The sequence below is a fragment of the Kitasatospora sp. NPDC034023 genome, from assembly GCF_055575795.1.
The window spans coordinates 38,590-64,253 of sequence record NZ_JBVIRY010000007.1 but is presented as its reverse complement, the minus strand read 5'-3'; the positions used below and the strand labels follow the sequence as shown (position 1 = coordinate 64,253).

At 73.0% G+C, this 25,664-nt stretch carries 27 protein-coding genes; 3 read left to right on the top strand and 24 right to left on the bottom strand.

The window, feature by feature from the left end:
• Nucleotides 1-67: 67 nt before the first annotated feature.
• Both ACZ52R_RS13020 and ACZ52R_RS13015 read right to left on the bottom strand, forming a co-directional pair.
• Nucleotides 68-694 (bottom strand): response regulator transcription factor, encoded by a 627-nt coding sequence (locus ACZ52R_RS13020; protein ID WP_465616914.1) that lies wholly within the window; start codon nt 692-694, stop codon nt 68-70.
• Nucleotides 691-1,923 carry a sensor histidine kinase gene (locus ACZ52R_RS13015; RefSeq protein WP_465616912.1) on the bottom strand — a complete coding sequence of 411 codons (1,233 nt, stop codon included), beginning with the start codon at nt 1,921-1,923 and terminating at the stop codon, nt 691-693. Before ACZ52R_RS13015 ends, ACZ52R_RS13020 begins: the two co-directional genes overlap by 4 nt.
• A 165-nt stretch (nt 1,924-2,088) precedes the next feature.
• Between ACZ52R_RS13015 and ACZ52R_RS13010 the strand changes: the two genes are divergently transcribed.
• Entirely contained in the window at nt 2,089-3,165 is a 1,077-nt protein-coding gene (locus ACZ52R_RS13010; RefSeq protein WP_465753458.1) for an ABC transporter permease, read from the top strand.
• The gene (locus ACZ52R_RS13005) at nt 3,162-3,845 is read left to right on the top strand and encodes an ABC transporter ATP-binding protein (protein WP_465753457.1); all 684 of its coding nucleotides are present in this window, start codon (nt 3,162-3,164) and stop codon (nt 3,843-3,845) included. Before ACZ52R_RS13010 ends, ACZ52R_RS13005 begins: the two co-directional genes overlap by 4 nt.
• 176 nt (nt 3,846-4,021) lie before the next feature.
• On the opposite strand, the gene ACZ52R_RS13000 is transcribed toward ACZ52R_RS13005, so the two are convergent.
• The 3 genes from ACZ52R_RS13000 to ACZ52R_RS12990 form a co-directional block, all read right to left on the bottom strand.
• Complete coding sequence (locus ACZ52R_RS13000; protein ID WP_465753456.1) at nt 4,022-4,618, bottom strand: Uma2 family endonuclease; 597 nt, start codon at nt 4,616-4,618, stop codon at nt 4,022-4,024.
• Nucleotides 4,619-4,718: 100 nt separating this feature from the next.
• Nucleotides 4,719-5,429, bottom strand: a complete 711-nt coding sequence (locus tag ACZ52R_RS12995) for a GntR family transcriptional regulator (RefSeq protein ID WP_360498294.1) — start codon at nt 5,427-5,429, stop codon at nt 4,719-4,721.
• 166 nt (nt 5,430-5,595) lie between these two features.
• Entirely contained in the window at nt 5,596-6,504 is a 909-nt protein-coding gene (locus ACZ52R_RS12990) for an NAD(P)-dependent oxidoreductase (RefSeq protein WP_465753455.1), read from the bottom strand.
• A 106-nt stretch (nt 6,505-6,610) separates the two neighbouring features.
• Here ACZ52R_RS12990 and ACZ52R_RS12985 point away from each other — a divergent pair, with 106 nt between their 5' ends.
• Complete coding sequence (locus tag ACZ52R_RS12985) at nt 6,611-7,222, top strand: TetR/AcrR family transcriptional regulator (RefSeq protein ID WP_465625581.1); 612 nt, start codon at nt 6,611-6,613, stop codon at nt 7,220-7,222.
• A gap of 194 nt (nt 7,223-7,416) precedes the next feature.
• On the opposite strand, the gene ACZ52R_RS12980 is transcribed toward ACZ52R_RS12985, so the two are convergent.
• From ACZ52R_RS12980 to prcA, 19 genes are all read right to left on the bottom strand, one after another.
• Complete coding sequence (locus ACZ52R_RS12980; RefSeq protein WP_465625579.1) at nt 7,417-8,331, bottom strand: ornithine cyclodeaminase family protein; 915 nt, start codon at nt 8,329-8,331, stop codon at nt 7,417-7,419.
• 29 nt (nt 8,332-8,360) lie between these two features.
• On the bottom strand, nt 8,361-9,404 hold the full coding sequence (locus ACZ52R_RS12975) for a proline racemase family protein (RefSeq protein ID WP_465625577.1): 1,044 nt from the start codon (nt 9,402-9,404) through the stop codon (nt 8,361-8,363).
• Nucleotides 9,404-10,768: an aldehyde dehydrogenase family protein gene (locus ACZ52R_RS12970; protein ID WP_360498284.1), complete on the bottom strand. Its 1,365-nt coding sequence runs from the start codon at nt 10,766-10,768 to the stop codon at nt 9,404-9,406. The genes ACZ52R_RS12975 and ACZ52R_RS12970 overlap by 1 nt, the downstream gene beginning before the upstream one ends.
• A 61-nt stretch (nt 10,769-10,829) precedes the next feature.
• Nucleotides 10,830-11,834 (bottom strand): proline racemase family protein, encoded by a 1,005-nt coding sequence (locus ACZ52R_RS12965; RefSeq protein ID WP_465625574.1) that lies wholly within the window; start codon nt 11,832-11,834, stop codon nt 10,830-10,832.
• Between the two features lie 132 nt (nt 11,835-11,966).
• Nucleotides 11,967-12,902, bottom strand: a complete 936-nt coding sequence (locus ACZ52R_RS12960) for a dihydrodipicolinate synthase family protein (protein ID WP_465625572.1) — start codon at nt 12,900-12,902, stop codon at nt 11,967-11,969.
• 62 nt (nt 12,903-12,964) lie between these two features.
• Complete coding sequence (locus tag ACZ52R_RS12955) at nt 12,965-14,401, bottom strand: FAD/NAD(P)-dependent oxidoreductase (RefSeq protein ID WP_465625571.1); 1,437 nt, start codon at nt 14,399-14,401, stop codon at nt 12,965-12,967.
• A complete protein-coding gene (locus ACZ52R_RS12950; RefSeq protein ID WP_465625570.1) occupies nt 14,382-14,732 on the bottom strand; it encodes a (2Fe-2S)-binding protein in 351 nt (116 codons plus the stop codon). Before ACZ52R_RS12950 ends, ACZ52R_RS12955 begins: the two co-directional genes overlap by 20 nt.
• Nucleotides 14,733-14,829: 97 nt before the next feature.
• On the bottom strand, nt 14,830-15,990 hold the full coding sequence (locus ACZ52R_RS12945; RefSeq protein ID WP_465625568.1) for an NAD(P)/FAD-dependent oxidoreductase: 1,161 nt from the start codon (nt 15,988-15,990) through the stop codon (nt 14,830-14,832).
• Nucleotides 15,991-16,168: 178 nt separating this feature from the next.
• Nucleotides 16,169-17,062, bottom strand: a complete 894-nt coding sequence (tatC, locus tag ACZ52R_RS12940) for a twin-arginine translocase subunit TatC (protein ID WP_465625590.1) — start codon at nt 17,060-17,062, stop codon at nt 16,169-16,171.
• Between the two features lie 149 nt (nt 17,063-17,211).
• On the bottom strand, nt 17,212-17,520 hold the full coding sequence (tatA, locus tag ACZ52R_RS12935) for a Sec-independent protein translocase subunit TatA (RefSeq protein ID WP_465625566.1): 309 nt from the start codon (nt 17,518-17,520) through the stop codon (nt 17,212-17,214).
• A gap of 208 nt (nt 17,521-17,728) precedes the next feature.
• Nucleotides 17,729-17,908, bottom strand: coding sequence for a hypothetical protein (locus tag ACZ52R_RS12930; protein ID WP_360498272.1), 180 nt, complete (start codon nt 17,906-17,908; stop codon nt 17,729-17,731).
• Between the two features lie 21 nt (nt 17,909-17,929).
• Nucleotides 17,930-18,160, bottom strand: a complete 231-nt coding sequence (locus tag ACZ52R_RS12925) for a hypothetical protein (protein WP_360498270.1) — start codon at nt 18,158-18,160, stop codon at nt 17,930-17,932.
• A 3-nt stretch (nt 18,161-18,163) separates the two neighbouring features.
• Entirely contained in the window at nt 18,164-19,120 is a 957-nt protein-coding gene (locus ACZ52R_RS12920; RefSeq protein WP_465625565.1) for a helix-turn-helix transcriptional regulator, read from the bottom strand.
• A complete protein-coding gene (locus ACZ52R_RS12915; RefSeq protein WP_465625564.1) occupies nt 19,117-20,088 on the bottom strand; it encodes a helix-turn-helix transcriptional regulator in 972 nt (323 codons plus the stop codon). Before ACZ52R_RS12915 ends, ACZ52R_RS12920 begins: the two co-directional genes overlap by 4 nt.
• Before the next feature lie 199 nt (nt 20,089-20,287).
• A complete protein-coding gene (locus ACZ52R_RS12910) occupies nt 20,288-20,671 on the bottom strand; it encodes an FKBP-type peptidyl-prolyl cis-trans isomerase (RefSeq protein WP_360498264.1) in 384 nt (127 codons plus the stop codon).
• Nucleotides 20,672-20,744: 73 nt separating this feature from the next.
• Entirely contained in the window at nt 20,745-22,058 is a 1,314-nt protein-coding gene (locus tag ACZ52R_RS12905) for an FKBP-type peptidyl-prolyl cis-trans isomerase (protein WP_360498262.1), read from the bottom strand.
• A gap of 202 nt (nt 22,059-22,260) precedes the next feature.
• Nucleotides 22,261-23,250 (bottom strand): FKBP-type peptidyl-prolyl cis-trans isomerase, encoded by a 990-nt coding sequence (locus ACZ52R_RS12900; RefSeq protein WP_465625563.1) that lies wholly within the window; start codon nt 23,248-23,250, stop codon nt 22,261-22,263.
• A gap of 149 nt (nt 23,251-23,399) precedes the next feature.
• Nucleotides 23,400-24,761 carry a Pup--protein ligase gene (pafA, locus tag ACZ52R_RS12895; protein ID WP_360498258.1) on the bottom strand — a complete coding sequence of 454 codons (1,362 nt, stop codon included), beginning with the start codon at nt 24,759-24,761 and terminating at the stop codon, nt 23,400-23,402.
• Nucleotides 24,762-24,881: 120 nt separating this feature from the next.
• Nucleotides 24,882-25,637 (bottom strand): proteasome subunit alpha, encoded by a 756-nt coding sequence (gene prcA, locus ACZ52R_RS12890; RefSeq protein WP_360498256.1) that lies wholly within the window; start codon nt 25,635-25,637, stop codon nt 24,882-24,884.
• Nucleotides 25,638-25,664: the final 27 nt, after the last annotated feature.

The window sequence follows — 25,664 nt, the reverse complement described above, 5'->3', positions numbered from 1 at the left end:
CTCCTCACACTGCTGCGGGCACGGACCGTTTCCCACCCTACGCTCGGCGGACCGGCCGCCGCGGTCCCTATCGGATCAGCCCGCGCCCCCGCGCCTCCCGCACCGCCGCCGTGCGCGAGTCGACCCCCAACTTGGTGTAGATGTGCACCAGGTGCGACTTCACCGTGGCCTGGCTCAGGTGCAGCCGCTGGCTGATCTGCTGGTTGGTCAGCCCGTCGGCGACCAGCCCCAGCACTTCGGTCTCCCGCGCGCTGAGCGCCGCCGCGGGTGTCCGCATCCGTTCCAGCAGCCGGTCCGCGACGCTGGGCGCCAGTGCGGAGCGTCCGGCGGCGGCCGCCCGTACGGCCTGGGCCAGTTCCTCGGGCGGCGCGTCCTTCAGCAGGTACCCGGTGGCGCCCGCTTCCAGGGCGGGCAGGGTGTCGGCGTCGGTGTCGTACGTGGTGACGACCAGGACGCGTGGCGCGCCCGCGCGGGCGGTGATCGCCGCGGTGGCCTGTGCGCCGTTCATCGCCGAGCCGGGCCCGAACTGCAGGTCCATCAGCACCACGTCGACGCCGGCTTTCGCGGCGAGTTCGACGGCCCGTTCGGCGGTCGCCGCCTCCGCGACGATCGCGAAGTCCGGTTCGCTCTCCAGTACCGCCCGTAGCCCGGCGCGCACGACGGGGTGGTCGTCGGCGATCAGCAGCCGGATCACGTCGCCTCCTCCGCTCCGGGAACGACCGGCCCGACGGGCAGTTGCACGGCCACCGCCGTCCCCTCTCCGGGCGCCGACTCCACCGTGAAGGTGCCGCCGAGCGTCCGCGCCCGGGCCCGCATCGAGGGCAGCCCGAATCCGCCGTCCGCGCCGGTGCGGCCCGCGACCGCCGCCGGGTCGAATCCGGCCCCGTCGTCGAACACGTCGAGCGCCACCTCGCCCTCCATGTAGCTGAGTGTCACTTCGGCCCGCGAGGCCTTCGCGTGCCGGACGGTGTTGCCGAGCGCCGACTGTGCGATCCGCAGCAGCGCGACCTCCTGCGCGGCCGGCAGCCGGACCGGGTCGCCGGAGACGTGCAGGTGGACGGGCAGCGCGCCGTGCGCCGTCGTCGTCGCGCACAGCCGTTCCAGCGCGACCGGCAGCGGGTCGCTGTCCAGTGCGGGCGGGGTGAGCGCGCGGACGAAGCGCCGGGCCTCGTCCAGGTTGTCCTGAGCGGCCTGCCGCGCCTGCTCGACGTATCCGGCGGCGGCTTCGGTGCGCTCGGGCAGGGCCCGTTGGGCGGCCCGCAGCAGCAGTTGGATGGAGCTGAGGCTCTGCGCGAGGGTGTCGTGGATCTCGCGGGCGAGGCGTTCGCGTTCGGCCAGCACGCCGGCGGTGTGGTGGGCGGCGGCGAGGTCGGCGCGGGCGGCGGTGAGTTCGTCGATCAGCCGGCGCCGTTCTTCGCTCTCCCGGTAGAGCGCCTGGTAGCCGAGCACGGTGGCGGTGGCGACGGCCGCGCCGAGGGCGGGCCCGATGGCGGCGGCGAGGCTGAAGCTGTGCTGGTGCCAGGACCATGCGGCGATCGCCGCGACGGCGGTCAGCCCGACGGCCACGGGCCCGCCGCGCCGCCCGAGCAGGTGCAGTTCCAGGAAGTACAGCGGGAACGCCAGCCAGACCCCGTCCTGGGTGGCGACCAGCACGCCCGCCCAGGTGACGCCGAGCAGTGCCAGCCAGAGCGCGGCCGCCCGGCGCGAGCGGCGGACGGCGGCCAGCTGCGGTCCGACGGCGTAGACGGCGCCCATCGCGGTGGCCGCGGCGGCGACGGCGGCCGGGTCGCCGCCGTGGTCGGCGCCGTGGCCGGTGAAGGCGGACCGGGCGACGGCGAGCGCGAGGAGGCCCGCTACGAGCAGGTGCAGGCAGACCTGGAGGACGCGGGCGACGGGGGTGGTTCTGGATCGTTCGGTCGCCATCCGTCCAGCCTAAGTTCCGTTCGCGGGGCTCGGCATCAATCAAAAGGTTGAACTCGGCTTCTGCCCTTTGATGCCCAGGATGCAATCCCCGGCGCGATGCCGCAGGGCCGTACCGTCCACGACGGTGGGAACGTCGGAAAACACCTGCGCAGAGGAAGGCCCACCGTGTTCGTCGCCTGGAGGGACCTGAGGTTCGCCAAGGGGCGGTTCGCCCTGATGGGGACCGTCATCGTCCTGATCACCGTCCTGGTCGGCCTGCTGTCCGGTCTGACCGCCGGCCTCGGCCGCCAGAACATCTCCGCGATCACCGGCCTGCCCGCCGATCACCTGGTGTTCTCCAAGCCAGCCGACGGACAGCAGCTGTCCTTCACCGACTCCCAGGTCACCCCCGAGCAGTGGCAGGCCTGGTCCCGCGAGCCGGGCGTCACCTCCGCCCAGCCCATCGGCATCACCACCACCAAGGCCGCCGCCGGCACCCGCACCGCCGCGCTCTCCGCCTTCGGCGTCCCGGACAGCTCCGGGCTCGCCCCGCAGGGCACCCTGATCGCCCCCGGCCGGGCGGTGCTGTCGAAGACCGCCGCCGAGAACCTGGGCGGCCTCACCGCCGGCGCCGACTTCACCCTGGCCGGGCACCCGCTGCGGGTCGCGGCCGTCGACGGCGACGCCGCGTACAGCCACACCCCGGTGATCTGGACCAGCCTCACCGACTGGCAGCGGTTCGCCCCCGGCGGCACCGGCCACGCCACCGTCATCGCGCTCACCACCGCGAAGGGCGCCGACCTCGCCGCCGCCGACACCCACCAGGGCACCGTGACCCGCACCCGCGACGACGCCCTCGCCGCGATCGGCTCCTACACCTCGGAGAACGGCTCCCTCCAGCTGATGCGCGGCTTCCTGTTCGCCATCTCGGCGCTGGTGATCGGCGCGTTCTTCACCGTCTGGACGATCCAGCGCAGCGGCGACATCGCCGTCCTCAAGGCCCTCGGCGCCTCCACCCGCTACCTGCTGCGCGACGCGCTGGGCCAGGCCGTCCTGCTGCTCGTGCTCGGCACCCTGCTGGGCACGGCGATCGCGGCGGGCCTGGGGGCGCTGGTCGGCTCCGCCGTCCCCTTCGTCCTGGACGCCCCGACCGTCCTGCTGCCCGCCACCGTCATGATCGCCCTCGGCGCGGTCGGCGCGGCCCTGTCCATCCGCCGGATCACCTCCGTCGACCCGCTGACCGCCCTGGGGAGCGCCCGATGAGTCTCCTGCTCGACCGCATCACCCTCACCTACCCGGACGGCGACGGCCGGCTCACCGCCCTCGACGACGTCTCGCTGACCGTCCCCAAGGGCACCATCACCGCCGTCGTCGGCCCGTCCGGCTCCGGCAAGTCCAGCCTGCTGGCGGTGGCCGCCACCCTGATCACCCCGGACTCCGGGCAGGTCGTCATCGACGGCACCGACACCACGGGCCTCAGCCGGGCCGACCTCACCGCGCTGCGCCGCACCAGGATCGGCGTCGTCTTCCAGCAGGCCAACCTGCTTCCCTCGCTCACCGCCGCCGAACAACTCCAGGTGATGGCCCACCTCGACGGCCGCCCGCCGCGCGAAGCCCTCCCCCGCGCCCTGGACCTGCTGGACGCCGTCGGCCTGCGCGACCAGGCCGCCCGCCGCCCGCACCAGCTCTCAGGCGGCCAGCGCCAGCGCGTCAACATCGCCCGCGCCCTGATGAACGACCCCACGGTCCTGCTGGTGGACGAACCCACCAGTGCCCTCGACCACGAACGCGGCGCCGCCGTCCTGGACTTGATCACGGAACTCACCCACCGAAGGGCCACCGCCACCGTCCTGGTCACCCACGACCGCACCCACCTCACGGCCGTCGACCAGATCGCCGAAGTCCACGACGGGAGGCTGACCCTGCCGACGGCGGTGGGTTAGGAGAAGAGCTCGTCCACGTTCAGTGCCACCGACGTCCCGGGCAGGGTGAACGACTGCCCGGGCATGCCGCCCGTCCGGCAACGGGTCGACCGACACCTCACCACCCAGCACCTCCACCCGGTGCTCGGGGAACCGCTCGAAGAGAGCCTCGGCCATACCGAGCACGGAGTACGGCACTATTTCTTGGCAGTCAGCACGTCGTCCACCGACAGCGTCACCGACGCGCCGATCGACTCCGGCAACGTGAACGACTGGCCCGGGTGGTGGACGGCATGCACCCGGTACTCGCCATCTCGTGGCTCGGTAAGAACCATGACCTTCAGGTTCTTACGGTCGACGATGACGTAAACGGGCACTCCCGCTTCGGCATAGATTCCCGGCTTGATCTTGACATCAGATAGATGGTTGGAGGACGTGACCTCTACGACCAACCGAAAGACCGCCGGATCATAGCAATTATGCTCGATCAGATGGTCCCGATAGTCGGCATCGACAAGAGACAGGTCGGGAATCGCGTAATCGGACAGGCCTCCTGGCAGCCACATACCCATCCCCTGGACCACTCGAGATGTGTCACCGTGAAGCCCTGCAGCCCACAACGGGATCATGAGGTCCGTGAGCGTTTCCCCGTGCGGCCCGTCGGGAGGCGGCGTCACTGTGATCTGTCCTCCGAGGATCTCGACCCGGTGCCCCACGAACTGCTTGGAGATCAGCTCGGCGGTTTCGAGCAGCGTCTGCTGCTCGAACGGCTCTTCCACTGCTGCGGCGGACATGGAATTCCTCCTGGCTGCCGATGTCGAGAGCATCATCGTAGAGCCCGGGCGCCCCCCGACGCCCGATCCTCAGTCTTCACCCGAACGGGCGGTTTAGCCCCTACCGGGCCCGCAGGCGCAGCGCCGGCCGCTCCGGCTCCGCCGCCTCGTCCTGGCCGGCCCACAGGGAGCGGACGTGGCTGAGGTGGCGGGTCATGCAGGCCTCCGCCGCCGCCACGTCGCCCGCGATCATCAGGTCGAGCAGTTCCAGGTGCTCCTCCGCCGAGGAGACCAGCTCGCCGCGCTCGTCGAGCCGGTTGAGCCCGTACAGGCGCGAGCGCTTGCGCAGGTCGCCGACGACGTCGACCAGCCGCGCGTTGCCCGCGAGCCCCAGCAGGTCGAGGTGGAACTGCCGGTCGGCCTCCAGGTAGCCGATCAGGTCGTGCTTGCGTGCGGCCGCGACGATCGCCTCCGCCTGCGGGCGCAGCCGCTCCAGCTGCTCCTTCGTCGCCGTCTGCGTGACCCGGCCGACGGTCGGGACCTCGATCAGGGCGCGGATCTCGGTGTAGTCGTCCAGGTCGCGTTCGGTGAGTTCGGTGACCCGGAAGCCCTTGTTGCGGACGGCCTCGACGAGACCCTCGCGGGCGAGGTCGAGCATGGCCTCGCGGACGGGGGTGGCGGAGACGCCGAAGTCGGCGGCGAGGGCGGGCGCGGAGTAGACGACGCCGGGGCGCAGTTCGCCGGAGATCAGAGCCGCCCGGAGTGCGTGGGCGACCTGGTCGCGAAGCCGCTCCTGGACGGAGATCAGGGTGCGGGGTTTGAGGTCGGCCATGGTGTTCCTCCGGGTGGGTGCAGAACACCAGTGTACAATGTCACGTTACGTTGAGTACGCAACAGTCCGCGATTCAAACAACCCGTCAGCCGCCGAAACCCATGGTGGCAGCGGCCGCCGACCGTGACAACGGCCGACGGCACACGATCTGCCGTACGGGACCGGGCTACGCCCGGCGGAACTGCCCGACCAGCGCGGTCAGGCTCGCCGCGCCGTTGCCGCTCTCGACGCCGCGCCGGAACGCCTCCGCCAGCAGCGCCGGCAGTGCGCCGTCCACTCCGGAGGCCTCCGCGGTGTGCCGGACGTGCTCGATGCTGGCGAGCGCCATCGCCATCCGGTCGACGTCCCCGCGGTGGTCCCCGGCGGTGATCCGCGGCGCGTAGAACGCCTGGAAGCCGGGGAGCGAGGCGGCCGTCGAGCTCAGGTACGGCAGGAACTCCTCGGCCGAGATGCCGTTGGCTTCGGCGATCGCCGTGGCATGCAGGTAGCCGACCATGGAGGTCCAGAACAGGTCCATCTGGATCTGGTAGTACAACTGTGCCAGCCCGGGGTCGTCGCCCCGGTAGTCGGCCCCGGTGAGGACCTCCAGGGCGGCCCGGTGCCGCTGGAACAGCTCGACCGGGCCGCTGTAGAAGGTGGACGACTCGGGGCTGCCGATGCCGGACGGCGGCGTCTGCACCCCGCCGGTCAGGTGTCCGGCCCCGTGCTCGGCGAGCCGGCGGGCGGCCTCGCGGGCCCGCTCGGGGGTGTCGGAGCTGAGGTTGACGACGGCCTTGCCCTTGAGCACGGCCGGGTCCAGCGACTCCAGCACGGTGAACACCGCGTCGTAGTCGGTGAGGCTGAGGACCACCAGCTCGTTCGCCGCCACCGCCGCTTCCGCACTCGACGCCAACTCCGCACCCCTGGCGACCGGTTCATCGGCCCGCGCGGCCGTACGGTTCCACACGGTGACGGCGTACCCGGCGTCCAGGAACGCCCCGGCCATGGCCTGCCCCATCGGGCCGAGCCCGATCACCGTCACCGATCGCTCCGGCTGCTGCTCCGGCTGCTGCTTCGACTGCTGCTCGACGGACATACGTCTACCCCTCCGTTGGAACGAACGCTCTATCCAGAGCGACGGAGCTGACGCTAACACAGCTCTGGAACGAACGCTCTATTCATATTTCGGCTAGGATCACGCCGTGAAGACGTCCGAGACGCCCGAGAAGACCACCACCGTCGGCACCCGCGAGCGGATCGTCCGGGCCACCTCCCGGCTGCTGCAGCGCCAGGGGTACGAGGGCACCGGGATCAAGCAGATCTCCCGCGAGGCCGAGGCCACCCTCGGCTCCGTCTACCACTTCTTCCCGGGCGGCAAGCAGGAGTTGGCCGCCGAGGCGATCCGGCACGGGGACAAGGAGTTCGCCGTCCTGCTGCGCGCCGGACTGGACTCCTCGGCGGACCTCGGCGAGGCGATGACCGCCTGTACCCGGATGCTGGCCACCGAACTGCGTGCCTCCGACTGGCAGGACGGCTGCCCGATCACCACCACCGCCCTGGAGACGGTCGGCCGGGTACCGGTGATCGAGCAGGCCGTGACCGAGGCCTTCGCCAACTGGCGGGCCATCGTGGAGGAACGGCTGCGCGCCGCCGGCATCGACGCGCAGGACGCCCGCGAACTGGCCGGCACGGTGATCAACATCCTCGAGGGCGCCGAGCTCGCCGCGCAGGTCGCCCGCAGCGAGGAGCCCCTGCTGGTCACCGGCAAGCACCTGGCCCGCCTGCTCGCCACCTACACCCGCGACCAGGGCTGAAACGCGAAGAAGTCGGCCCGGCGGGGGATCCCTTCCCGCCGGGCCGACTTCAGCTTCACAACTCCCGACCAGCGTCAGGAGCAACGGACTTGCCGATCGAGGCAGCGCCGTACGACGGCCGTCCGAACAACCGGACCGCCACGACCGGGCCGCAGCGGCCGACCAGCTGCGGCCGGGCCGCCTCGACCGACCCGCTACGACGCCTGGCCGCCACCCGCCCGGTACACCTCCGCCGCGACCGCGAGGTCCTCCCACGCCATCCCGACGCTCTTGAAGAACCGCGGCCGCCCGGTCGGCACCAGCGCGTCGCCGCGCACCAGTTCGGCGAGGTTCCACACCTGCCGCCCGGCCACGCCCGCCATCAGCAGGTCCCCGGCTTCCCGGGCCGCGACCGACCGGGCTTCCACGTACAGCTCGGCGCGTCCGACGAGCGCCTCGTCGACCTCCCGCGCGTCCGGCTCGTGCGAGCCGACGGCCGCCACCGCCGCGTGCGCGGGCACCAGCGCGCCGTCGAACAGCGGCGTGCGCGCGGTGGTGCAGCAGACCACCAGGTCCGCCTCCGCGACCGCCTCCGGCCCGCCGACGGCGGCCGTCAGCCCGAGCCGCTGCCCGTACGCGACCAGCGCCGCGGCCCCCTCGGCCCGGCGTGCGACCACCGTGAGCCGGGTCAGCGGCCGGACGGCCAGCAGCGCGTCCAGATGCCCGTACGCCTGCGGCCCGGAGCCGAACAGCACGAGGTGTTCGGCCTCCGGCACCGCCAGCCGTCGCAGCGCGGCGGCGGTGACGGCCGGCGTGCGCAGTGCGGTGAGCGCGGCGCCGTCCAGCAGCGCGAGCGGTTGCAGGGTGGGCCCGTCCAGCAGCAGGTAGCTGCCGGTGATGCGGGGCAGCCCCCGTTCCGGGTTGGCGGGGGCGACCCCGGCGATCTTCACGCCCGCGTACGGTCCGGCGGCGGCCGGCATCAGCAGCAACTCGCCGGCCGGCACCGGTACGGCGGACCGGGCGGGTGCGGCCTCCGGGTCGAACCCGTCCAGCAGCACCCGCTCGATCGCCCCCACCGCCCCGGCGGGCCCGACTCCGCCGGTGCCCGGTACGGCGTACTGGAGCGGCACAACCGCCCTACCGGGACTTGCAGTTGGACTCACAGGAGGAACCCCGTCCCCAGTTCGTCGCCCGGCTCCAGGACGAAGCCGTGCTCGCCGGTGCGGCAGGCCGTCCCGCCGACCTCGGTGACGACGCCCTCGCCCAGCGGGTCACCGCCCGGGAGCACCCGGCCGGTGAACACCGTGCCGATGACGGACTCGTGCCGCAGCGGCTCCCCCGGCGCCAGCCGTCCCTCGGCGGCGAGCACCGCGAGCCGGGCGGAGGTGCCGGAGCCGCAGGGCGAGCGGTCGATCTGCCCGTCCGCGAAGACGGTGACGTTCCGCTGGTTCAACACCCCTTCCAGCGAGGGGAGTTCGCCCGGCGGGAGTTCGTCGTACAGGATCACCCCGTACACCCCCGACAGCCGGGGGTCGGTGGGGTGCGCCACGGCCTCCGCGCCGGCCAGCGCCGCCCTGATCTCCCGCCCCAAGGCGGTGAGTTCGGGTAGCTGAGCGGGTTCCACGGCCAGCCCCAGCGAAGCGGCCGGCACCGAGGCGTAGCAGGCGCCGGAGTGCGCGACCGCGACCTCCACCGTTCCGCGCGAGGTCTCCACCGGCAGTTTCAGCGCGCTCACCCGGGTGGGCACGTTGCGGAAGGTGACGCCGGTGGTCCGCCCGCCGGCCCGGTGCACCAGCGCGGTGACCCGGCCGGAGGGCACGTCGATCCGCACCCGCGCCACGCCGTCCTCGGGGGCGGCCACCAGTCCGGAGTCGACCGCCCAGGCGCCGAGCGCGATGGTGCCGTGCCCGCAGGCCGTCGAGTAGCCGTCCTTGTGCCAGAACAGCACGCCCAGGTGCGCCTCGTCGTCGTCCGGCGGCACCAGGAATCCGCCGTACATCCCGGCGTGGCCGCGCGGCTCGCGGGTGAGCAGCTGCCGGACCTCGTCCAGCGCGCTGGGGCGGGGCGCGGTGGCGCTGCCGCCGGCGCCGAGCGCGATGGCCCGCCGTTCGGCGACGGTGTCGCCGGGGATCACGGGCGCGCCGTCCAGCACGATCCGGAACGGCTCGCCGGCGGTGTGGTAGTCGACGGTGCGGACGTACATCAGGCGCCTCCGCCGGGCAGCACGCTGACGGTCCGGCTGACGGTGTAGAAGTCCAGTGCGGCCTGGCCCTGTTCGCGTTCGCCGTGGCTCGCGCCCTTGGCCCCGCCGAAGGGCAGGTGGAAGTCGACGCCGCTGGAGGGGGCGTTGACCCGGATCATCCCCGCGTCCAGCCGGTCGGCGGCGGCCAGCGCCACGTCCAGGCTGCCGGTGTGCACCGAGGTGGAGAGGCTGTGCGGGGTGTCGTTGGCGAGCGCGATCGCCGCGTCCAGGTCGGCGGCGGCGTGCAGCACGGCGATCGGGCCGAAGAACTCCTCGCGGGCCAGCGGGTGTTCGGCCGGCACGTCGGCGAGCAGGGTGGGCTCGACGTACCAGCCGGCCCGCTCGGGCACCCCGCCGCCGGTGAGCACGTTCGCCCCGGCTTCGACGGCCGAGCCGACGGCGCGGGTGAGCCGGTCCCGGGCGCCGGAGTTGACCACCGGCCCGCACACCGAGTCGTCGACCGCCGCCAGCGCCTTGACGAGGGCCTCGCGCAGCGGCTCGTACGCGGCGCCGACCGCGATCACCCGGCTGGTGGCGGTGCACTTCTGCCCGGCGTACCCGGCGATGGCAGCCGCGATGTGGCCGGCGGCCTGGGCGATGTCGGCGTCGGGAAGCACCAACGCGGCGTTCAGTCCGCCGAGTTCGGCCTGCACCGGCACCCCGCGCTCGGTCGCGGCGCGCACCACGGCGCGGCCGACCCCGGTCGAGCCGGTGAAGGAGACCACGTCCGCCGCGTCGACCAGCGCCGTGCCCTCCTCCGCCCCGCCGGGCACCACCGTGAACACCTCGGCGGGCAGCCCGGCGGCGAGAGCCAGCTCGGCGAGCCGCAGCGCGCACGCCGTCGCCTCGGGGGCCGGCTTGAGGACCACCGTATTGCCCACCGCCAGCGCCGGAGCGGCCTTCCAACTCGGGATCGCCAGCGGGAAGTTCCACGGCGCGATCAGCCCGGCCACCCCGTACGGGCGGCGCCGGGTGAGCAGCAGGCCGGGCCCGGCGGCGGTCTCGTGCACCGCCCCGGAGGGCGCGTACGGCGCCTGCGCGTAGTAGCGCCAGATCGCGGCGGTCCGGGCGACCTCGCCGCGCGCCTCGGCGAGCGGCTTGCCGACCTCGCGCACGATCAGCGCGGTGAGTTCCTCCGCGTGCGCCTCGACCGCGTCGGCGATCCGGCCGAGTGCCGCCGACCGGGCGCCCGCGCCGGCCGCGAGCCAGCCGGCCTGCGCCGTCCGGGCCCGCCCGACGGCGGCCCGTACGGCCTCGGCGCCGGGTTCCTCGACGGCGACCACGAGGTCGTCCGGGTCGGCGGGGTTGTACGAGGTGATGGTCACGACTAGCAGCCCTTCAGGGGGGGTCAGAGCGGGAAGCCCGCCGGGTCGGAGCAGGCGGGGCTTACAGCAGGAACCCCGCCGGGAAAGGGTCGCTCGGGTCGAGGAAGTACTGGGCGGTGCCGGTGACCCAGGCCCGCCCGGTGACGGTGGGCACCACGGCGGGCCGCCCGGCCACCTCGGTGCCCTCGACCAGCCGCCCGACGAAGGTCGTGCCGATGAAGGAGTCGTTGCGGAAGTCCTGCCCGAGCGGCAGTTCCCCGCGCGCGTGCAGCTGGGCCATCCGCGCCGAGGTGCCGGTGCCGCAGGGCGAGCGGTCGAACCAGCCGGGGTGGATGGCCATGGCGTGCCGGGAGTGCTCGGCGGTGGAGCCGGGGGCGAGCAGCTGGACGTGGTGGCAGCTGTGGATGGACGGGTCCTCCGGGTGGACCGGCCGGTCGGGGCCGGCGTTGATCGCGTCCATCATCGCGAGGCCCGCGTCCAGGATCTCCTGCTTGCGCTCGCGCTCGAAGGGCAGCCCGAACTCGGCGAGCGGCAGGATGGCGTAGAAGTTGCCGCCGTACGCGAGGTCGTAGGTCACGGTGCCGTAGCCGGGCACCTCGATCTTGCGGTCCAGCGCGACCGAGTAGGAGGGCACGTTGCGGATGGTCACCGCCTTGGCGGCGCCGTCCTCGACGTGCACCTCGGCGATCACCAGCCCGGCCGGGGTGTCCAGCCGTACGGTGGTGACCGGCTCGACGACCGGCACCATCCCGGTCTCGACCAGCACGGTGGCGACCCCGATGGTGCCGTGCCCGCACATCGGCAGCAGCCCGGAGACCTCGATGTAGAGCACGCCGAAGTCGGCGTCCGGCCGGGTGGGCGGCTGGAGGATGGCGCCGCTCATCGCCGCGTGGCCGCGCGGCTCGTACATCAGCAGGGTGCGGAAGCGGTCCAGGTGCTGCTGGAAGTGCACCCGGCGCTCGGCCATGGTGGCGCCCGGGATGACGCCGAAGCCGCCGGTGATCACCCGGGTCGGCATGCCCTCGGTGTGCGAGTCGACGGCGTGGAACACGTGACGGCTGCGCATGGGTCACAACTCCCGTACAGGTTCTGGTGGTTGATGGGGGCCTGGCCGGCTGCCCCCGCAGCCGGCCGGGAAGTCCGGGGTCACCGGACCGAGCGGCAACCTCAGTCCGAGGCCACCGGACCGAGGGCAGCCTCAGGCGAGGCCCTCGGCGAGCGCCTTCTCGGTGGCCGCGCGCACGGCCGCCTCGACCTCCGGGGTGAGCGGCTGGCGCGGGGCCCGGACCGGACCGCCGGGGCGCCCGGCGAGGTCCATCGAGAGCTTGATCGCCTGGACGAACTCGGTCTTGGAGTCCCAGCGCAGCAGCGAGTGCAGCGACTTGTACAGCGGCAGCGCGGTCTCCAGGTCGTGCTTGACGGCGGCGTCGTAGAGCGCCACGGAGGCCTCCGGCAGCGCGTTCGGGTAGCCGGCGATCCAGCCGACCGCGCCGGCCAGCGCCAGCTCCAGCAGCACGTCGTCGGCGCCGATCAGCAGGTCCAGCCCGGGGGCCAGCTCGGCGATCTCGTACGCCCGGCGGACGTCCCCGCTGAACTCCTTGACCGCGACGATCGAGCCCTCGCCGTGCAGCTGGGCGAGCAGCGCGGGGACGAGGTCCACCTTGGTGTCGATCGGGTTGTTGTACGCGACGATCGGCAGGCCTGCCTTGGCGACCTCGGCGTAGTGCGCGCGCACCGAGGCGTGGTCGGCCCGGTAGGCGTTCGGCGGCAGCAGCAGGACGGAGCCGGCGCCGGCCTCGGCGGCCTGTTCGGCCCAGCGGCGGGACTCGGCGCTGCCGTACGCGGCCACACCGGGCATGACCCGCGAGCCGTCGCCGGCCGCCTCGACGGCCACCTCGACGACCCGGGCGCGCTCCTCGGCGGTGAGCGTCTGGTACTCGCCCAGCGAGCCGTTGGGGACGACGCCCTGGCAACCGGAGTCGATCAGCCAGCGGACGTGCTCGGCGTACGCGTCGTAGTCGACGGAGTGGTCCGGGCGCAGCGGGATCGTGGTGGCGACCATGATGCCGCGCCAGGGACGGGTGGTGTCGTGCGGGGTGATGGACACGGTGAACTCCTTGGTGAGGTGTGACATTTTATAAGAGCGGACAGGCCGGAGACAAGGTCCCCGGCCCGTCACGTTCGACAACGGGCCCGTTACGACTCCGGGGAGGGCCCCGCCGCCAACTGCGAGAGCGGCACCGGGCAGCCCAGCGGCCGTCGGTCCGGTCCGGGCTCACCCGAGCCGGCCAGGCAGGCCACGGCCGGACCGCACATCCGCCCCTGGCACCAGCCCATCCCGGCCCGGGTGAGCAGCTTGACGGTGCGCGGATCGCCCGCGCCCAGCTCGTCCACGGCCTCCCGGATCGCCGCGACCGGCACCTCCTCGCACCGGCAGACGTCGGTGTCCGGGCGCAGCCACCCGGTCCAGCCGGGGCCCGGCCGGTGGGCGGCGGCCATCAGCTCGGCGAAGGCCCGCAGCCGCGAGCGGCGGCGCAGCAGCGCGGCCGTCGGCAGCGCCCCGGCCACCGCGTACGCGGCCAGCTCGCCCTCGGCGAGCGCGAGGTCGGCGCCGCCGACGCCGTTGGTCTCCCCCGCCGACCAGAGGCCGGGCACGCTGGTACGCAGCCGGGCGTCGACCGCCAGTGCGACCGCGCCGTCCGGCCCGGTACGGGTCCGTGCGCCCAGTTCGGTGGCCAGGTCGATCTGCGGCAGCAGGCCGTGGCCGACGGCTAGGGCGTCGCAGTCGATCCGCCGCTCGGTGCCGGGCACCGGCCGCCACTCGGCGTCCAGCCGGGCCACCGTGACGCCGGTGACCCGGTCCGTCCCGTGAGCCTCGACCACCGCGCTGCGCGGGCGCAGCCGGACACCGTGCCGCAGCAGCGCGCCGCCGTGCCCGGCGCCCTCGACCAGCTTGCCGGGGACGCCCGCCAGCACGCCCGGCCGCCGCGCGTACCCGAGGTAGGCGGTGGCCTCGACCACCGCGGGCACCTCGGCCCCGGCGGTGACCAGCGAGGACGCCGCCGCGAGCAGCAGCGGCCCGCTCCCGGCGACCACGATCCGTCGCCCGGGCAGCACCAGCCCGGCCTTGAGCATCGCCTGCGCGCCGCCCGCGGTGACCACCCCGGGCAGGGTCCAGCCGGGGAACGGCAGCTGCCGCTCGTACGCGCCGGTGGCGAGCAGCACCGACCGGGACCGGACGGTGGCCCGGTCGTTGCTCTCGGGCCCGCGGGTGACGTGCGCCGCGAAGCCGTCCCCGGAGCGCTCCAGCGCCCAGACCTGGTGCCCGGCCCGGAAGGCGGCCCGCCCGGCCCGTTCGTGGGCGGCGAGCCGGTCGGCCAGGCCGGTGTAGGCGGACCAGTGGTGGTGCAGCCGGTCCGGCCGGGCCGCGCCGAGGCCGGGCGCCGGGTGGCGGTAGTACTGCCCGCCGGTGTGCTGCCCGCCGTCCAGCAGGACGCAGCGCAGCCCGAGGTCGGCGGCGGTGACGGCGGCGGCGAGCCCGGCCGGGCCGGCCCCGACCACCGCGAGGTCGAACGGCAGGGGGTCGAACGGCGAGGGGTCGAACGACGAGGAGTCAGACGGCGAGGTCGGCACGGCCGTGGCCCTCCTGGGTGGTGACGGTGGTGCCGGGCTCGGCGGGGAGCAGGCAGGTGCGCTGGTTGGGTCGGCCGTCCACGGTGGCCAGGCAGTCGAAGCAGCTGCCGATCCCGCAGAACGCCCCGCGCGGCTTCCCGCCGACCCGGGTGGTGCGCCAGGCGAGCACGCCGTCGGCCCAGAGCGCGGCGGCGATCGACTGCCCGGGCAGCGCGGGGACGGGCCGCCCGTCGAACTCGATGTGGTGGGCGGGCCCGGGCTCGGCCTCGACCAGCCCGGCGGGGGTGCGGCGGCGCATCGGCGGCTTCTCCAATCCAGGACGGAATCTCATGCGGGACGGAATCTCCTACGGGCCCGAGCTATGCGGAGCCCCGAGCTATGCCGGGCCCCGAGCTCACGCGGGGGCCCGAGCTCACGCGGGGTCGGTCTCAGACCGCCGGGAACCGGTCCGCGCGGAACGGCGCGAGGTCCAGCTCCGGCTGCTTGCCGGTGAGCTGTTCGCTGATCAGCAGCCCGGTCGCCGGGGCCAGCCCGATGCCGGCCCCCTCGTGCCCGCAGGCGTGGTAGAGCCCGGGCACCCGGGGGTCCGCGCCGATGGCCGGCAGGTGGTCCGGCAGGTACGGGCGGAAGCCCCGGTAGGCGCGTAGCACGGCGACGTCGGCGAGCAGCGGGAAGAGTTCCGCCGCCTGGCCGGCCAGGCGGCGCAGCACTTCCTGGGAGAGCGTGCGGTCGAAGCCGACCCGCTCCCGGCTGGCGCCGATCAGCACCGGTCCGCCCGGGGTGCCCTCGATCACGGCGGAGGTCTCCAGCCCGGCCGATCCGCTGGCCACGTTGGCCACGTAGTCAGCGGCGTAGACCTTGTGCCGGACGACCCGCGGCAGCGGCTCGGTGACCAGGACGAAGCCGCGCCGGGGCATCACCGGCAGGTGCACTCCGGCCAGCGCGGCCAGTTCGCCGCCCCAGGTGCCGGCCGCGTTCACCACGGCGGGCGCGGCCAGTCGGCGGCGGTCGGTCCGTACGCCGCGCACGGCGCCGTCCGGCCCCCGGTCGACGGCGGTCACGGTCTCCCCGGTGATCAGCTCGGCGCCGGCCCGGCGGGCCTCGCGCAGCAGGTGGGCGGCGGCCAGGGCGGGCTGGACCTGGGCGTCCTGCGGGTAGTGGAAGCCGCCGGCCAGGCCGGGGGCGAGGTGCGGTTCCAGTTCTCGCAGCCGCTCGCCGGGCACCTCCTCGGCGACCACTCCGACGGCGCGCTGCCCGGCGGCGAAGGCCCGCAGCGCGTCCTGTCCGGCGGCGGTGGAGGCGACCACCACGCCGCCCTTGGGCTCGTACTCGACGGCCGCGCCGAGGTCCTCGGCGAGCTCGCCCCAGAGCCGGGTGCTGAGCAGGGCGAGGTCGAGTTCGGGCCCGGGCTCCTTGTCGGAGACCAGCAGGTTGCCCTCGCCCGCGCCGGTGGTGCCGCCGGCCACCGGCCCGCGGTCCACGACGGCGACGGCGAGCCCGGCGCGGGCGGCGTAGTAGGCGCAGGCGGCGCCGACCACACCGGCGCCGACCACGACGACATCCAGGGGAGGTCTCTCGGTCTTCAGCACGTCAGTAATATGTCACATGCCATCCACCCTGCCAAGACCGCGCGGCCGAAACCCCCGCTAGCGCCCGGCCGGCACCCGGAAGGCCCCGGAAAGGGCCCCGGAAAGGGCCCCGACCAGCGGAAAGCCCCGGCGCGCCGCTCGCGAGCGACGGGCCGGGGCTCCCTCAGGACAGGTCGGCTCAGGTGATGTCGTCCATCTGCTCGTGGCGCGCGGCCGGCACCGGGGCGGCGGTGGCCGCCGGAGCCGCCGAGGCCTCGACGGTCTCCGCACCGGCCACCGGCTGGACGGTGAGGTCCAGGTGCGAGGCCTCCTCGTCGTCCAGCCCGGCGTCCGGGTTGCGGCGCGCCTTCCGCCGGTCGTTGAGCAGCGAGATGGTGACCGCGAGGAAGTACAGCGCCCAGATCGGCGCGGCCAGCAGCAGCATGCTGAACGGGTCGGCACCCGGCGTGGCGAACGCGGCGAACACGGTGATGCCCATGACCATCCCGCGCCACCAGCTGAGCAGCCGCTTGCCCGTCACGATGCCGACCTGGTTCAGCATCACCAGCAGCAGCGGGAACTCGAAGGCCAGGCCGAAGACCAGCACCATCCGGGTGGCGATGTCGAGGTAGTCCTCGGGCGGCAGGATCGGCGTGGTGTTGTTCGGCGTGAACGAGAGCAGCACGTCGACCGTGACCGGCAGCACCATGATCGCGGCGCCCACGCCGGCCAGGAAGAGCGGGGCCCCGCAGGCGATGAAGACGGCCGCGTACTTCTTCTCGTGCCGGTGCAGGCCGGGCGCCACGAAGGCCCAGACCTGGTAGAGCCAGACCGGCACGGCCCCGACCACGCCGGCGGTCAGCGAGACCTTCAGCATCCAGGTGAAACCGGCGGTCAGACCGATGTTGGAAACGAGGGCGCACTTGCCGTGGAACTGGTCGGCGGTGTCCTTCGTGCAGCGCGGCAGCGGCTTCAGCAGGAATTCCTCGAGCTGCTTGTGGTAGACCGCCGCGACGATCGTGATCACCAGGATGGCCAGGACCGACTTGACCACGCGGTTGCGCAGTTCCCGCAGATGGTCGGCGAGGGCCATCCGCCCCTCAGGGTCCTTCGACGCCTTGGACGCCGTCGGCGCCTTGGAGAGCTTGCTCAACCCCGGTCCTCACATCGTGCGTCGAGGCCCGCCGGTCGACGGGCCTCCATGGATAGTCGCGTGCGTCACGTGCGCCGTGTGCGCCGCGTTCAGTGCGGGCGGTCGCCGTCGGACGCCGACGGCCCGGCGCCGGGCTCCGCCACCGGACGGGCCGTGGCCGACGCGCCCGGAGCGGCCTGGACGGTCCTGACCGCGCCGCCGTCCACCTGCCCGGGAGCAGCCGGCGCCGCCGGGGCGCTCCCCTCGGACTCGCCGTCCGTGCGCATCGCCTTGGCCTCGCTCTTCAGGATCCGCAGCGACTGTCCCAGCGACCGCGCCAGCTCCGGCAGCCGCTTGGCTCCGAACAGCACGATGGCGAGGACCACGATCACCACGATCCCGGTCATCGAGATACGCATGCGCGACCACCTTCAGTCATGGCGGCCCGACGGGCCGTCCGCTGCGGATGGTAACCGCTGCGGATGACGCCACGACGACGGCCGCCCGAACAGGACAGCGACCCCCGGTACACGGTTTCAGGAGCCATCTGAGAGCGTAACCCGCCCCTGCCCGCGCGCAGCAGCCCCCGTACCGCCGACGCCCCGGCCGGGCCGGACCGCGGAGGCGCTACGACCGGCTCGGCACCGCGTCCGCCAGCTCTTCCGCCGCCGTGGCCAGCGCCCGCGAGGCGGTGTCCACGCCCTTGGCGAGCGCCCGCACGTCCAGCCACAGCCGGATCGCGAGGATCCCCAGGACCAGCAGGCCCGCGGTGGCGAGCAGGACGGCGGCGACGAGCATCCAGGACATGCGCCCCACCCTATACGGGCCCTACCCCTCGGCCGGGACGAGCCGCATGGTGCGGACCCCGGCCCCGACCAGCGCCTCGACGATCTTCTCCCCGGCCGGCTTGCGCACCGCCGCCCCGCACAGCGGGCAGCCGAAGCTGTAGTGCGCCTGGGCGGGGGTGCGACCGAGGGTGAGCCGGAACTCCTCGGCCGGGAGCTCCACCTTCTCCCGGCACTCCGAGCAGTACACCTTGAATCTGGTCCCGGGTTCCACCGCTCAGACCTGCCCCTCCCCGTAGGCGGCCAGCGCCTCCCGCGCAGCCCAGCGCGCCTGCTCGGCCAGTTCGGGCGGCGAGACGATCCGGCCGTCCCGGCCCAGCCGCAGCGCCAGCGGGCGCAGCTGGGAGGGGTCGGCGCTGCGCAGGGTGATCCGCAGCCCACCGTCGGGCAGTTCCTCGGCCCGGTCGTGGGTGTAGTACTCGGCCACCCAGCGGCCACCGGAGGAGACCTCGACGACCACCTCGGGGTCGTCCGCCGCCGGGTTGACCAGCCCGCCGCTCAGGTCGCGCGGCTCGCGCCGGGGCGGGTCGGCCGGGACGTCCAGGACGCGGATCTCGGCAACCCGGTCCAGCCGGAACATCCGGTGGTCCTCGGAGGTGCGGCACCAGGCCTCGAGGTAGGTGTGGCCCTCGGTGAGCAGCCGGATCGGGTCGACCTCGCGCTCGGTCATCCCGCCGCGCCCGTGCGAGTAGTAGCGCAGCCAGAGCCGGCGGCCCTCGCTGAGCGCGCGGTCGATGTCGGCGAAGACGTGGCTCTCCGCCTCGAAGGTCACGCCGACCCGGGCGCTGCCCTCGGCGCTCTCCCCCGCCGCGTTCTCGATCTTGGCGACGGCCCGGGTGAGCGCCTCCCGGTCCCCGGCCCGCAGCCCGGGCAGCCCGGCCACCGCGCGGGCGGCCACCAGCAGCGCGGTCGCCTCGTCGGCGGCCAGCCGCAGCGGCTGGGCCACGTCGTCGACGTTGTGCCACCAGATCCGCTCGCCGTCGGTGTCGATGTCGAGCAGGTCGCCGCCGCGGAAGCTGGTGCCGCACATCGGCAGCACGTTGAGGTCCCCGATCAGCTCGCGCTCGCTGATCCCGAAGGCCCGGGCCACCTCGGCGACCTCGGCCCCCGGCCGCTCACGCAGATAGGTGACCAGTGACAGCATCCGTCGCGTCTGGTCAATGGCGTTGCTCATGCGTCCACCTCGATACCCGCGACCGCCCGCAGCCGGTCGACCACATCCGCCCGGAGCTCCTCCGGCCCGAGCACCAGCACGTCCGGCCCGAACTCCGCCAGGTCGGCGCCCAGCCCGTTGCCGTACGGGATCTCCAGCTCGTCCCAGACCTCGTCCACCCGGGTGCTGTTCAGCGCCTTGGTGCGCAGCGGGAAGCCGGCGCCCCGGCGGACCCGGACGGTCGCGGTGGCGGTGGCGCCCTCCCCCGCGAACTTCGCCACGGTGGCCCGGACGTCCACGTGCTCGGGCACGGTGCCGAGGAAGGCCCCGTTCTTGGCCCGCACCTTGCCGGTGATCCGGCTGAGCCGGAACACCCGGGCGTCGCCGCGGTCGCGGTCGTACCCGGCCAGGTACCAGTGCCCGCGCCAGCACTCCAGCGCCCACGGCTCGACGCTGCGCTGCTCGACGGCGGCGGCGCCGGCCTTGCGGTACTCGAAGGTGACCGGACGGCGGTCCCGGGCGGCGGTGAGCAGCGGCTCGAACGCGGCCTCCCGGGCGGGGATGCGCGGCTCCAGGGCGGTACGGCCCTCGGGCTCGGCGAACGGCACCCCGGCCGCGCGCAGCTTCTGCAGCGCGCCGCTGGCCGCGCCGGACATCTTGGCCTGCTGCCAGACCCGGGCGGCCAGGGTCAGCGCGGCCGCCTCCTCGGCGTCCAGCGCGATCTCGGGCAGCCGGTTGCGGTCGGCGCGGGCCAGGTAGCCCAGCTCGCCGTCCAGGGCGCTCTCGTCGACGTCGATCACCAGGCCGAGCTCGCGCAGGTCGTCCTTGTCCCGCTCGAACATCCGGTTGAAGGCGTCCTCGCTGCTGCCCTGCCAGGCCTCGCGGTACGCCTCGATGGATTCCCGCAGCTCCTTCTTGGAGAGCGGACGTCTGGTGTTCATCAGGCACAGGGCGAGATTCATCAGCCGCTCTGCCTTGGCGATCGCCATCGCTGACCCTTCCGGTGTGCCGCGCCGCGCGCGGGGTGCGCCAACCGGGCGATCACCACCCGGCGGGACCGACCGTACCGGTAGCGGTACGCAGTGCAAAAGCGGCGTCCCACACCCGGTCCCGGAGCCGTGCCCGCCGGGCCCGGACATGCCCGTGGGCCGGGCCCCCGGAGGGGTCCGGCCCACGGCGCGAGCAGGCTCAGACAGCCAGCAGGTCGACCACGAAGATCAGGGTCGAGCCCTTCGGGATGAGCGGGGTCGGCGACTGGTCGCCGTAGGCCAGGTGCGACGGGATGGTCAGCTCGCGGCGACCGCCGACCTTCATGCCGACGACGCCCTGGTCCCAGCCCTTGATGACGCGGCCGGCACCCAGCGGGAAGCGGAACTCGTTCGGGCTCCGGTTCCAGCTGGCGTCGAACTCCTCGCCCGTCTCGAAGGTCACGCCGACGTAGCGGACGCTGACGTTCTGACCCTTCTTGGCCTCCGCGCCGTCACCGACGACGATGTCGCGGATCTGCAGCTCCGTCGGGGCGTCGCCGATCGGGAAGTCGATCTCGGGCTTCTCGTTGAGGTTGACGCTCACAGTCCCTCTTCTCACGTTTCGCGTTGCATTCCGACCCGAAGGTCACACTCCACCATTGTCACCCGAAAGTGGATCAGCCCTGACCGGCGTCCAGGATGTCCACCACGAAGACCAGCGTCGCGCCGGGCGGGATGTCGCCCTGGCCCTTGTCGCCGTAGCCCAGCGCCGCCGGGACCACCAGCTCGACGCGGCTGCCCACGGTCTGGCCCTCCAGGCCCTGGTCCCAGCCCGGGATGACCTGGCCGCCGCCGAGCGGGAAGGCGTACGCCTGGCCCTTGCCGAGCGAGGAGTCGAACATTTTGCCGTCCTTGAACAGCGCGCCGGTGTACTGGACGACGATCTTCTCGCCCTTCTCCACCTTCGGCCCGGTGCCCTTGATCAGGACGTGGCTCTTCAGCTCGGTCGGGTCCTTGGCACCGGCCACCGGCGTGATGTCGGCCGGCTTCTTGCCGTTGTCCTTGACCTGCGGGAAGTCCGCCGGCGGCGGGGTGACCGTGCCGCTGACCGTCGAGTCGGGCGCGTTGGCGTTGCGGATGTCGATCACGAAGATCAGGTTGTCCTTGGGCCCGATCGACATGTCGGCCTTGCCGTGGGAGCCGAACGCGGCGGCCGGCGGGGCCACCACCAGCAGCCGGCTGCCGGCCTTCTTCCCCATCACGGCCTGGTCCAGCGCCGGGATCAGCGAGTCGGTGCCCGCCTGGAAGATCTGCGGCTTGGCGTCCGCGTCGTACGAGCTCGGGATGTCCTTGCCGGTGTTCCAGTCCTTGGCGGTGTAGTCCACCGAGGTCCAGGAGTTCTTGTCCACCTTGGCGCCGGTGCCCTCGGAGAGCACCTTGACCACGAAGGTGCCGTCCGACGCCTCGCCCGGCACCTGGATGTCGGCCTTCTTACCGAAGTCGCCGGTGACGGTCGGCAGCACCTTGGCGCTGTCCTTGATCGGCGGCACCGGCTCGGCGCTCGGCGTGGGCGGCGCGGTCTTGGCGGCGTCCGGCTGGGCGGCGTTGGTGTCCTTGCTGCCGTCCTTGTTGACCATGTACAGCGTCACGGCGCTGCCGGCCAGCAGAACGGCCAGCACCGTGCCGAGGATCACACCGAGCCGGCCGACGCCGGGCGGGTTCTCGTCGTACCCGGCCTCGGAGGTGTCGGCCTTGCGCACGTTGGAGGCGAAGATCTGCGGGGTGTCGTCGGTCTTGGTCCCGCCCGCGGCACGCGGCGCCTCGCCGGGCTGCGCCCAGCCGGCCTGCTGCTTCAGGATCGACGGCGGGACGACGATCGACTCGCCGTCCCCCGGAAGCGGGCCGCCGGGGCGAGAGGCGGCCGGGTCACCCGCAGAGCTGTCGTTCGCCGCGGTGCCGGCCCCGCCCGGGCTCGGCGTCTTCTCAGTCATGACTCCCCATCCATCTCGCCACAGGTCTTTCAGGTCTGCGCCCGGCGTGCTGAGCGCCGGCCTGCCGCCGCACGGCCCGCCCCCGACCTGGCGCCGGGCGGCGCCTGCCACAGCGCGAGGGCAGTATGACAGCTCAGGATGAGGGCGGACGCTTCGTTGTACGAGCGTCCGCCCAAGCGTACGGAATCTTCCGGGTGACTTCCTAGACCGCTTCCAGAATGTCGATCACGAAGACCAGCGTGGAGTTCGCCGGGACCGCGCCCTGCGGCTTGTCCTGGTACCCGAGCGCGGGCGGCACCACGAGCAGGACCCGGCTGCCCACGTTCTGCCCGACCAGGCCCTTGTCCCAGCCCTCGATCACACTGCCGGTGCCGATCTGCACCGCCTGCGCGCCGCCGTGCGTCCAGGAGGAGTCGAACTGCTGGCCATTGCTCCACAGCACCCCGGTGTACTGCACCACCAGGGTCTGCCCGCTCTTGACCTGCTTGCCCTCGCCCTTGATCAGCACCGCCTGCTGCAGGTCGGTGGGCGCGGCCTGACCGGCCGGGATCGTGATCGTCACCGGCGCCTTGCCGTTGTCCTTGACCTGCGGCAGCGTCGCGGCCGGCTGGGTCATGTTCCCGGTGAGCGTGGAGTCCTGCGGCAGGCTCTCCATGATGTCCAGCACGAACACCACGGTGTCGTTCTTGTTGACGCCCAGCTGGCCGGAGCCCTGATCGCCGAAGGCCGCCGCCGGCGGGGCCACCACCAGCAGCCGGGTGCCCACCTTCTTGCCGATCACGCTCTGGTCGAACGCCGGCACCAGTTGCCCGCTGCCCGCCTGGTAGAGCTGCGGCTTCCCGCCCGGGTCGTACGAACTGGGCAGGTCCTTGCCGGTGGTCCAGTCCTTCGCGGTGTAGTTGACCGTCACCCAGTCGCCCTTGTTGACGGTCGAGCGCTCGCCCTCGCTGACCGTGTTCACCACGAACTGGCCGCTGGGCTGCTGCCCCTCGGGGATGGTGATGGTGGCCTTGCTGCCGAATCCGCCCCCCGAAAGGGTGGGCATCGGCGACGCCTCGCCGACCGGCGCCGGCACCGTCGGGGCGGCGCTCGCCGCGGACGGCGTCGCCGGACCGGCCGCCTTGGGGGTACTGCTGCAGGCGACCGCCAGCAGCAACGGCAGGGTGAGTAGCAAACCGGCGTTGCGGCGCACGGTGGTCCTAACTGTCGGTCGAAGTCGGCTCTCCTGACTCGACGGACAGCGTATGCCCGGCATGCGTCCGGCCCCGGTAGACACCACCGGGGCCGGCCGCACCGTGATCACGACGCCTTGATCACGACGCCGTGATCACGATCGGGGCATCACATCCCCGCGATGAGCTTCTCCACCCTCTCGTCCACCGAACGGAACGGGTCCTTGCACAGCACCGTGCGCTGCGCCTGGTCGTTCAGCTTCAGGTGCACCCAGTCCACCGTGAAGTCCCGGCGCTGCTCCTGCGCCCGGCGGATGAAGTCCCCGCGCAGCCGGGCCCGGGTGGTCTGCGGCGGGATCGACTTGGCCTCGAAGGTCTTGAGGTCGGTGGTCATCCGCTGCGCCTGGCCCTTGCCCTGGAGCAGGTAGAACAGACCGCGACGGCGGTGGATGTCGTGGTAGGCGAGGTCGATCTGGGCCACCCGCGGGTTGGACATGCTCATCTGGTGCTTCTCGCGGTAGCGCTCGATGAGCTTGTACTTCATGATCCAGTCGATCTCGGTGGCGACCCCGTCCAGCCGCTCGCTGCGGACGGCCTCCAGGGTGCGGCCCCACAGGTCGAGGACCCGGGCGATCGTGCCGGTGTTGATGCCCTTGCGGTCGGCGAACTCCAGGGCCTTGCTGTAGTACTCCTCCTGGATGTCCAGCGCGCTGGCCTCGCGGCCGTTGGCGAGCCGCACCTGGTGGGTGCCGGTGAGGTCGTGGCTGACCTCGCGGATCGCCCGGATCGGGTTCTCCAGGGTGAGGTCGCGCAGCACCACGCCGGCCTCGATCAGCCGCAGCACCAGGTCGGTGGCGCCGACCTTGAGCAGCGTCGTGGTCTCGGACATGTTGGAGTCGCCGACGATCACGTGCAGCCGGCGGTAGCGCTCGGCGTCCGCGTGCGGCTCGTCCCGGGTGTTGATGATCGGCCGCGAGCGGGTGGTGGCGGAGCTGACGCCCTCCCAGATGTGCTCGGCGCGCTGGCTGACGCAGAACACCGCGCCGCGCGGGGTCTGCAGCACCTTGCCGGCGCCGCAGATCAGCTGGCGGGTGACCAGGAAGGGGATCAGCACGTCGGCCAGCCGGGAGAACTCGCCGTGCCGGGCCACCAGGTAGTTCTCGTGGCAGCCGTAGGAGTTCCCGGCGGAGTCGGTGTTGTTCTTGAAGAGGTAGACGTCCCCCGCGATGCCCTCCTCGTGCAGCCGCCGCTCGGCGTCCACCAGGAGCCCTTCGAGGATGCGCTCGCCCGCCTTGTCGTGCGTCACCAGCTCGACCACGTCGTCGCACTCGGGGGTGGCGTACTCGGGGTGGGAGCCGACGTCGAGGTAGAGCCGGGCGCCGTTGCGCAGGAACACGTTGCTGCTGCGGCCCCAGGAGACGACCCGGCGGAACAGGTACCGCGCGACCTCGTCCGGCGACAGCCGCCGCTGCCCGCGGAACGTGCAGGTCACGCCGTACTCGTTCTCCAGCCCGAAGATCCGGCGGTCCATGAGCACTCCATTCTTGTCGGAGCTGTCCGAAACCGCCTCCACGACGGCCGGGCCGTCGCAGGGGCACCGGAGTCCCGTACGACGGCGGTCCGGCCGCCGTACGGGACTCCGCAGGCACTGCTACTCCGGCGTGGTACCCGCCGGGGTGTCCTCGTCGTCCGACTCGGCGGACTGGTCTCCGTCGAGCAGTCGGCTGAGCTGGTTGCCGAGGATCCGCTTGAACTTGCGCTGCTGGAACCGCTGGCGGTCGAGGACCGCTACCTCCAGCTGCTCCGGGGTGAGGCTGCGCGGGCTGCCGCCGTTGGGGTCGCGGGCGAGCGAGTCGACCGCGACCTTGACCGCCTCGGTGAGGCTCAGGCCGACGCGGTGGCGCTGGCCGAGGTAGTTGCCGATCGAGTCGGCGTTGCCGCCGACCACCACGTAGTTCTTCTCGTCGACGACCGAGCCGTCCGGCGTCAGCCGGTAGATCTGGTCGTTGTCGGCGCCGCGGCCGACCTCGGCCACGATCAGCTCGACCTCGTACGGCTTGTCCCCGACCGAGGAGAAGATGGTGCCCAGGGTCTGGGCGTACACGTTGGCCAGGCCCCGGGCCGTGACGTCGGCCCGGTCGTAGGAGTAGCCGCGCAGGTCGGCGTAGCGGACGCCGCCGATGCGCAGGTTCTCGAACTCGTTGTAGCGCCCGACCGCCGCGAAGGCGATCTTGTCGTAGATCTCGGAGACCTTGTGGAGCGCTCTGGAGGTGTTCTCCGCGACGAAGACGATGCCGTCGGCGTAGGTGAGCACGACCACGCTGCGGCCGCGCGCGATGCCCTTGCGGGCGTACTCCGCGCGGTCCGCCATGGCCTGCTGGGGTGAGACGTAGAACGGTGTCGACACCGGCGGTCGTCCCCTTCCTGTGAGGTG

What these genes read in the sequence shown, in the direction of transcription:
- ACZ52R_RS12920 (WP_465625565.1), bottom strand. Translation starts at nt 19,120, where the DNA reads ATGAGCAACGCCATTGACCAGACGCGACGGATGCTGTCACTGGTCACC.
- ACZ52R_RS13015 (WP_465616912.1), bottom strand. Translation starts at nt 1,923, where the DNA reads ATGGCGACCGAACGATCCAGAACCACCCCCGTCGCCCGCGTCCTCCAG.
- ACZ52R_RS13005 (WP_465753457.1), top strand. Translation starts at nt 3,162, where the DNA reads ATGAGTCTCCTGCTCGACCGCATCACCCTCACCTACCCGGACGGCGAC.
- ACZ52R_RS12905 (WP_360498262.1), bottom strand. Translation starts at nt 22,058, where the DNA reads ATGACTGAGAAGACGCCGAGCCCGGGCGGGGCCGGCACCGCGGCGAAC.
- ACZ52R_RS13000 (WP_465753456.1), bottom strand. Translation starts at nt 4,618, where the DNA reads ATGTCCGCCGCAGCAGTGGAAGAGCCGTTCGAGCAGCAGACGCTGCTC.
- ACZ52R_RS12965 (WP_465625574.1), bottom strand. Translation starts at nt 11,834, where the DNA reads ATGCGCAGCCGTCACGTGTTCCACGCCGTCGACTCGCACACCGAGGGC.
- ACZ52R_RS12930 (WP_360498272.1), bottom strand. Translation starts at nt 17,908, where the DNA reads ATGTCCTGGATGCTCGTCGCCGCCGTCCTGCTCGCCACCGCGGGCCTG.
- ACZ52R_RS12995 (WP_360498294.1), bottom strand. Translation starts at nt 5,429, where the DNA reads ATGGCCGACCTCAAACCCCGCACCCTGATCTCCGTCCAGGAGCGGCTT.
- tatA (WP_465625566.1), bottom strand. Translation starts at nt 17,520, where the DNA reads ATGCGTATCTCGATGACCGGGATCGTGGTGATCGTGGTCCTCGCCATC.
- ACZ52R_RS12990 (WP_465753455.1), bottom strand. Translation starts at nt 6,504, where the DNA reads ATGTCCGTCGAGCAGCAGTCGAAGCAGCAGCCGGAGCAGCAGCCGGAG.
- ACZ52R_RS12915 (WP_465625564.1), bottom strand. Translation starts at nt 20,088, where the DNA reads ATGGCGATCGCCAAGGCAGAGCGGCTGATGAATCTCGCCCTGTGCCTG.
- tatC (WP_465625590.1), bottom strand. Translation starts at nt 17,062, where the DNA reads ATGGCCCTCGCCGACCATCTGCGGGAACTGCGCAACCGCGTGGTCAAG.
- ACZ52R_RS12950 (WP_465625570.1), bottom strand. Translation starts at nt 14,732, where the DNA reads ATGAGATTCCGTCCTGGATTGGAGAAGCCGCCGATGCGCCGCCGCACC.
- ACZ52R_RS12960 (WP_465625572.1), bottom strand. Translation starts at nt 12,902, where the DNA reads ATGTCACACCTCACCAAGGAGTTCACCGTGTCCATCACCCCGCACGAC.
- ACZ52R_RS12975 (WP_465625577.1), bottom strand. Translation starts at nt 9,404, where the DNA reads ATGTACGTCCGCACCGTCGACTACCACACCGCCGGCGAGCCGTTCCGG.
- pafA (WP_360498258.1), bottom strand. Translation starts at nt 24,761, where the DNA reads ATGGACCGCCGGATCTTCGGGCTGGAGAACGAGTACGGCGTGACCTGC.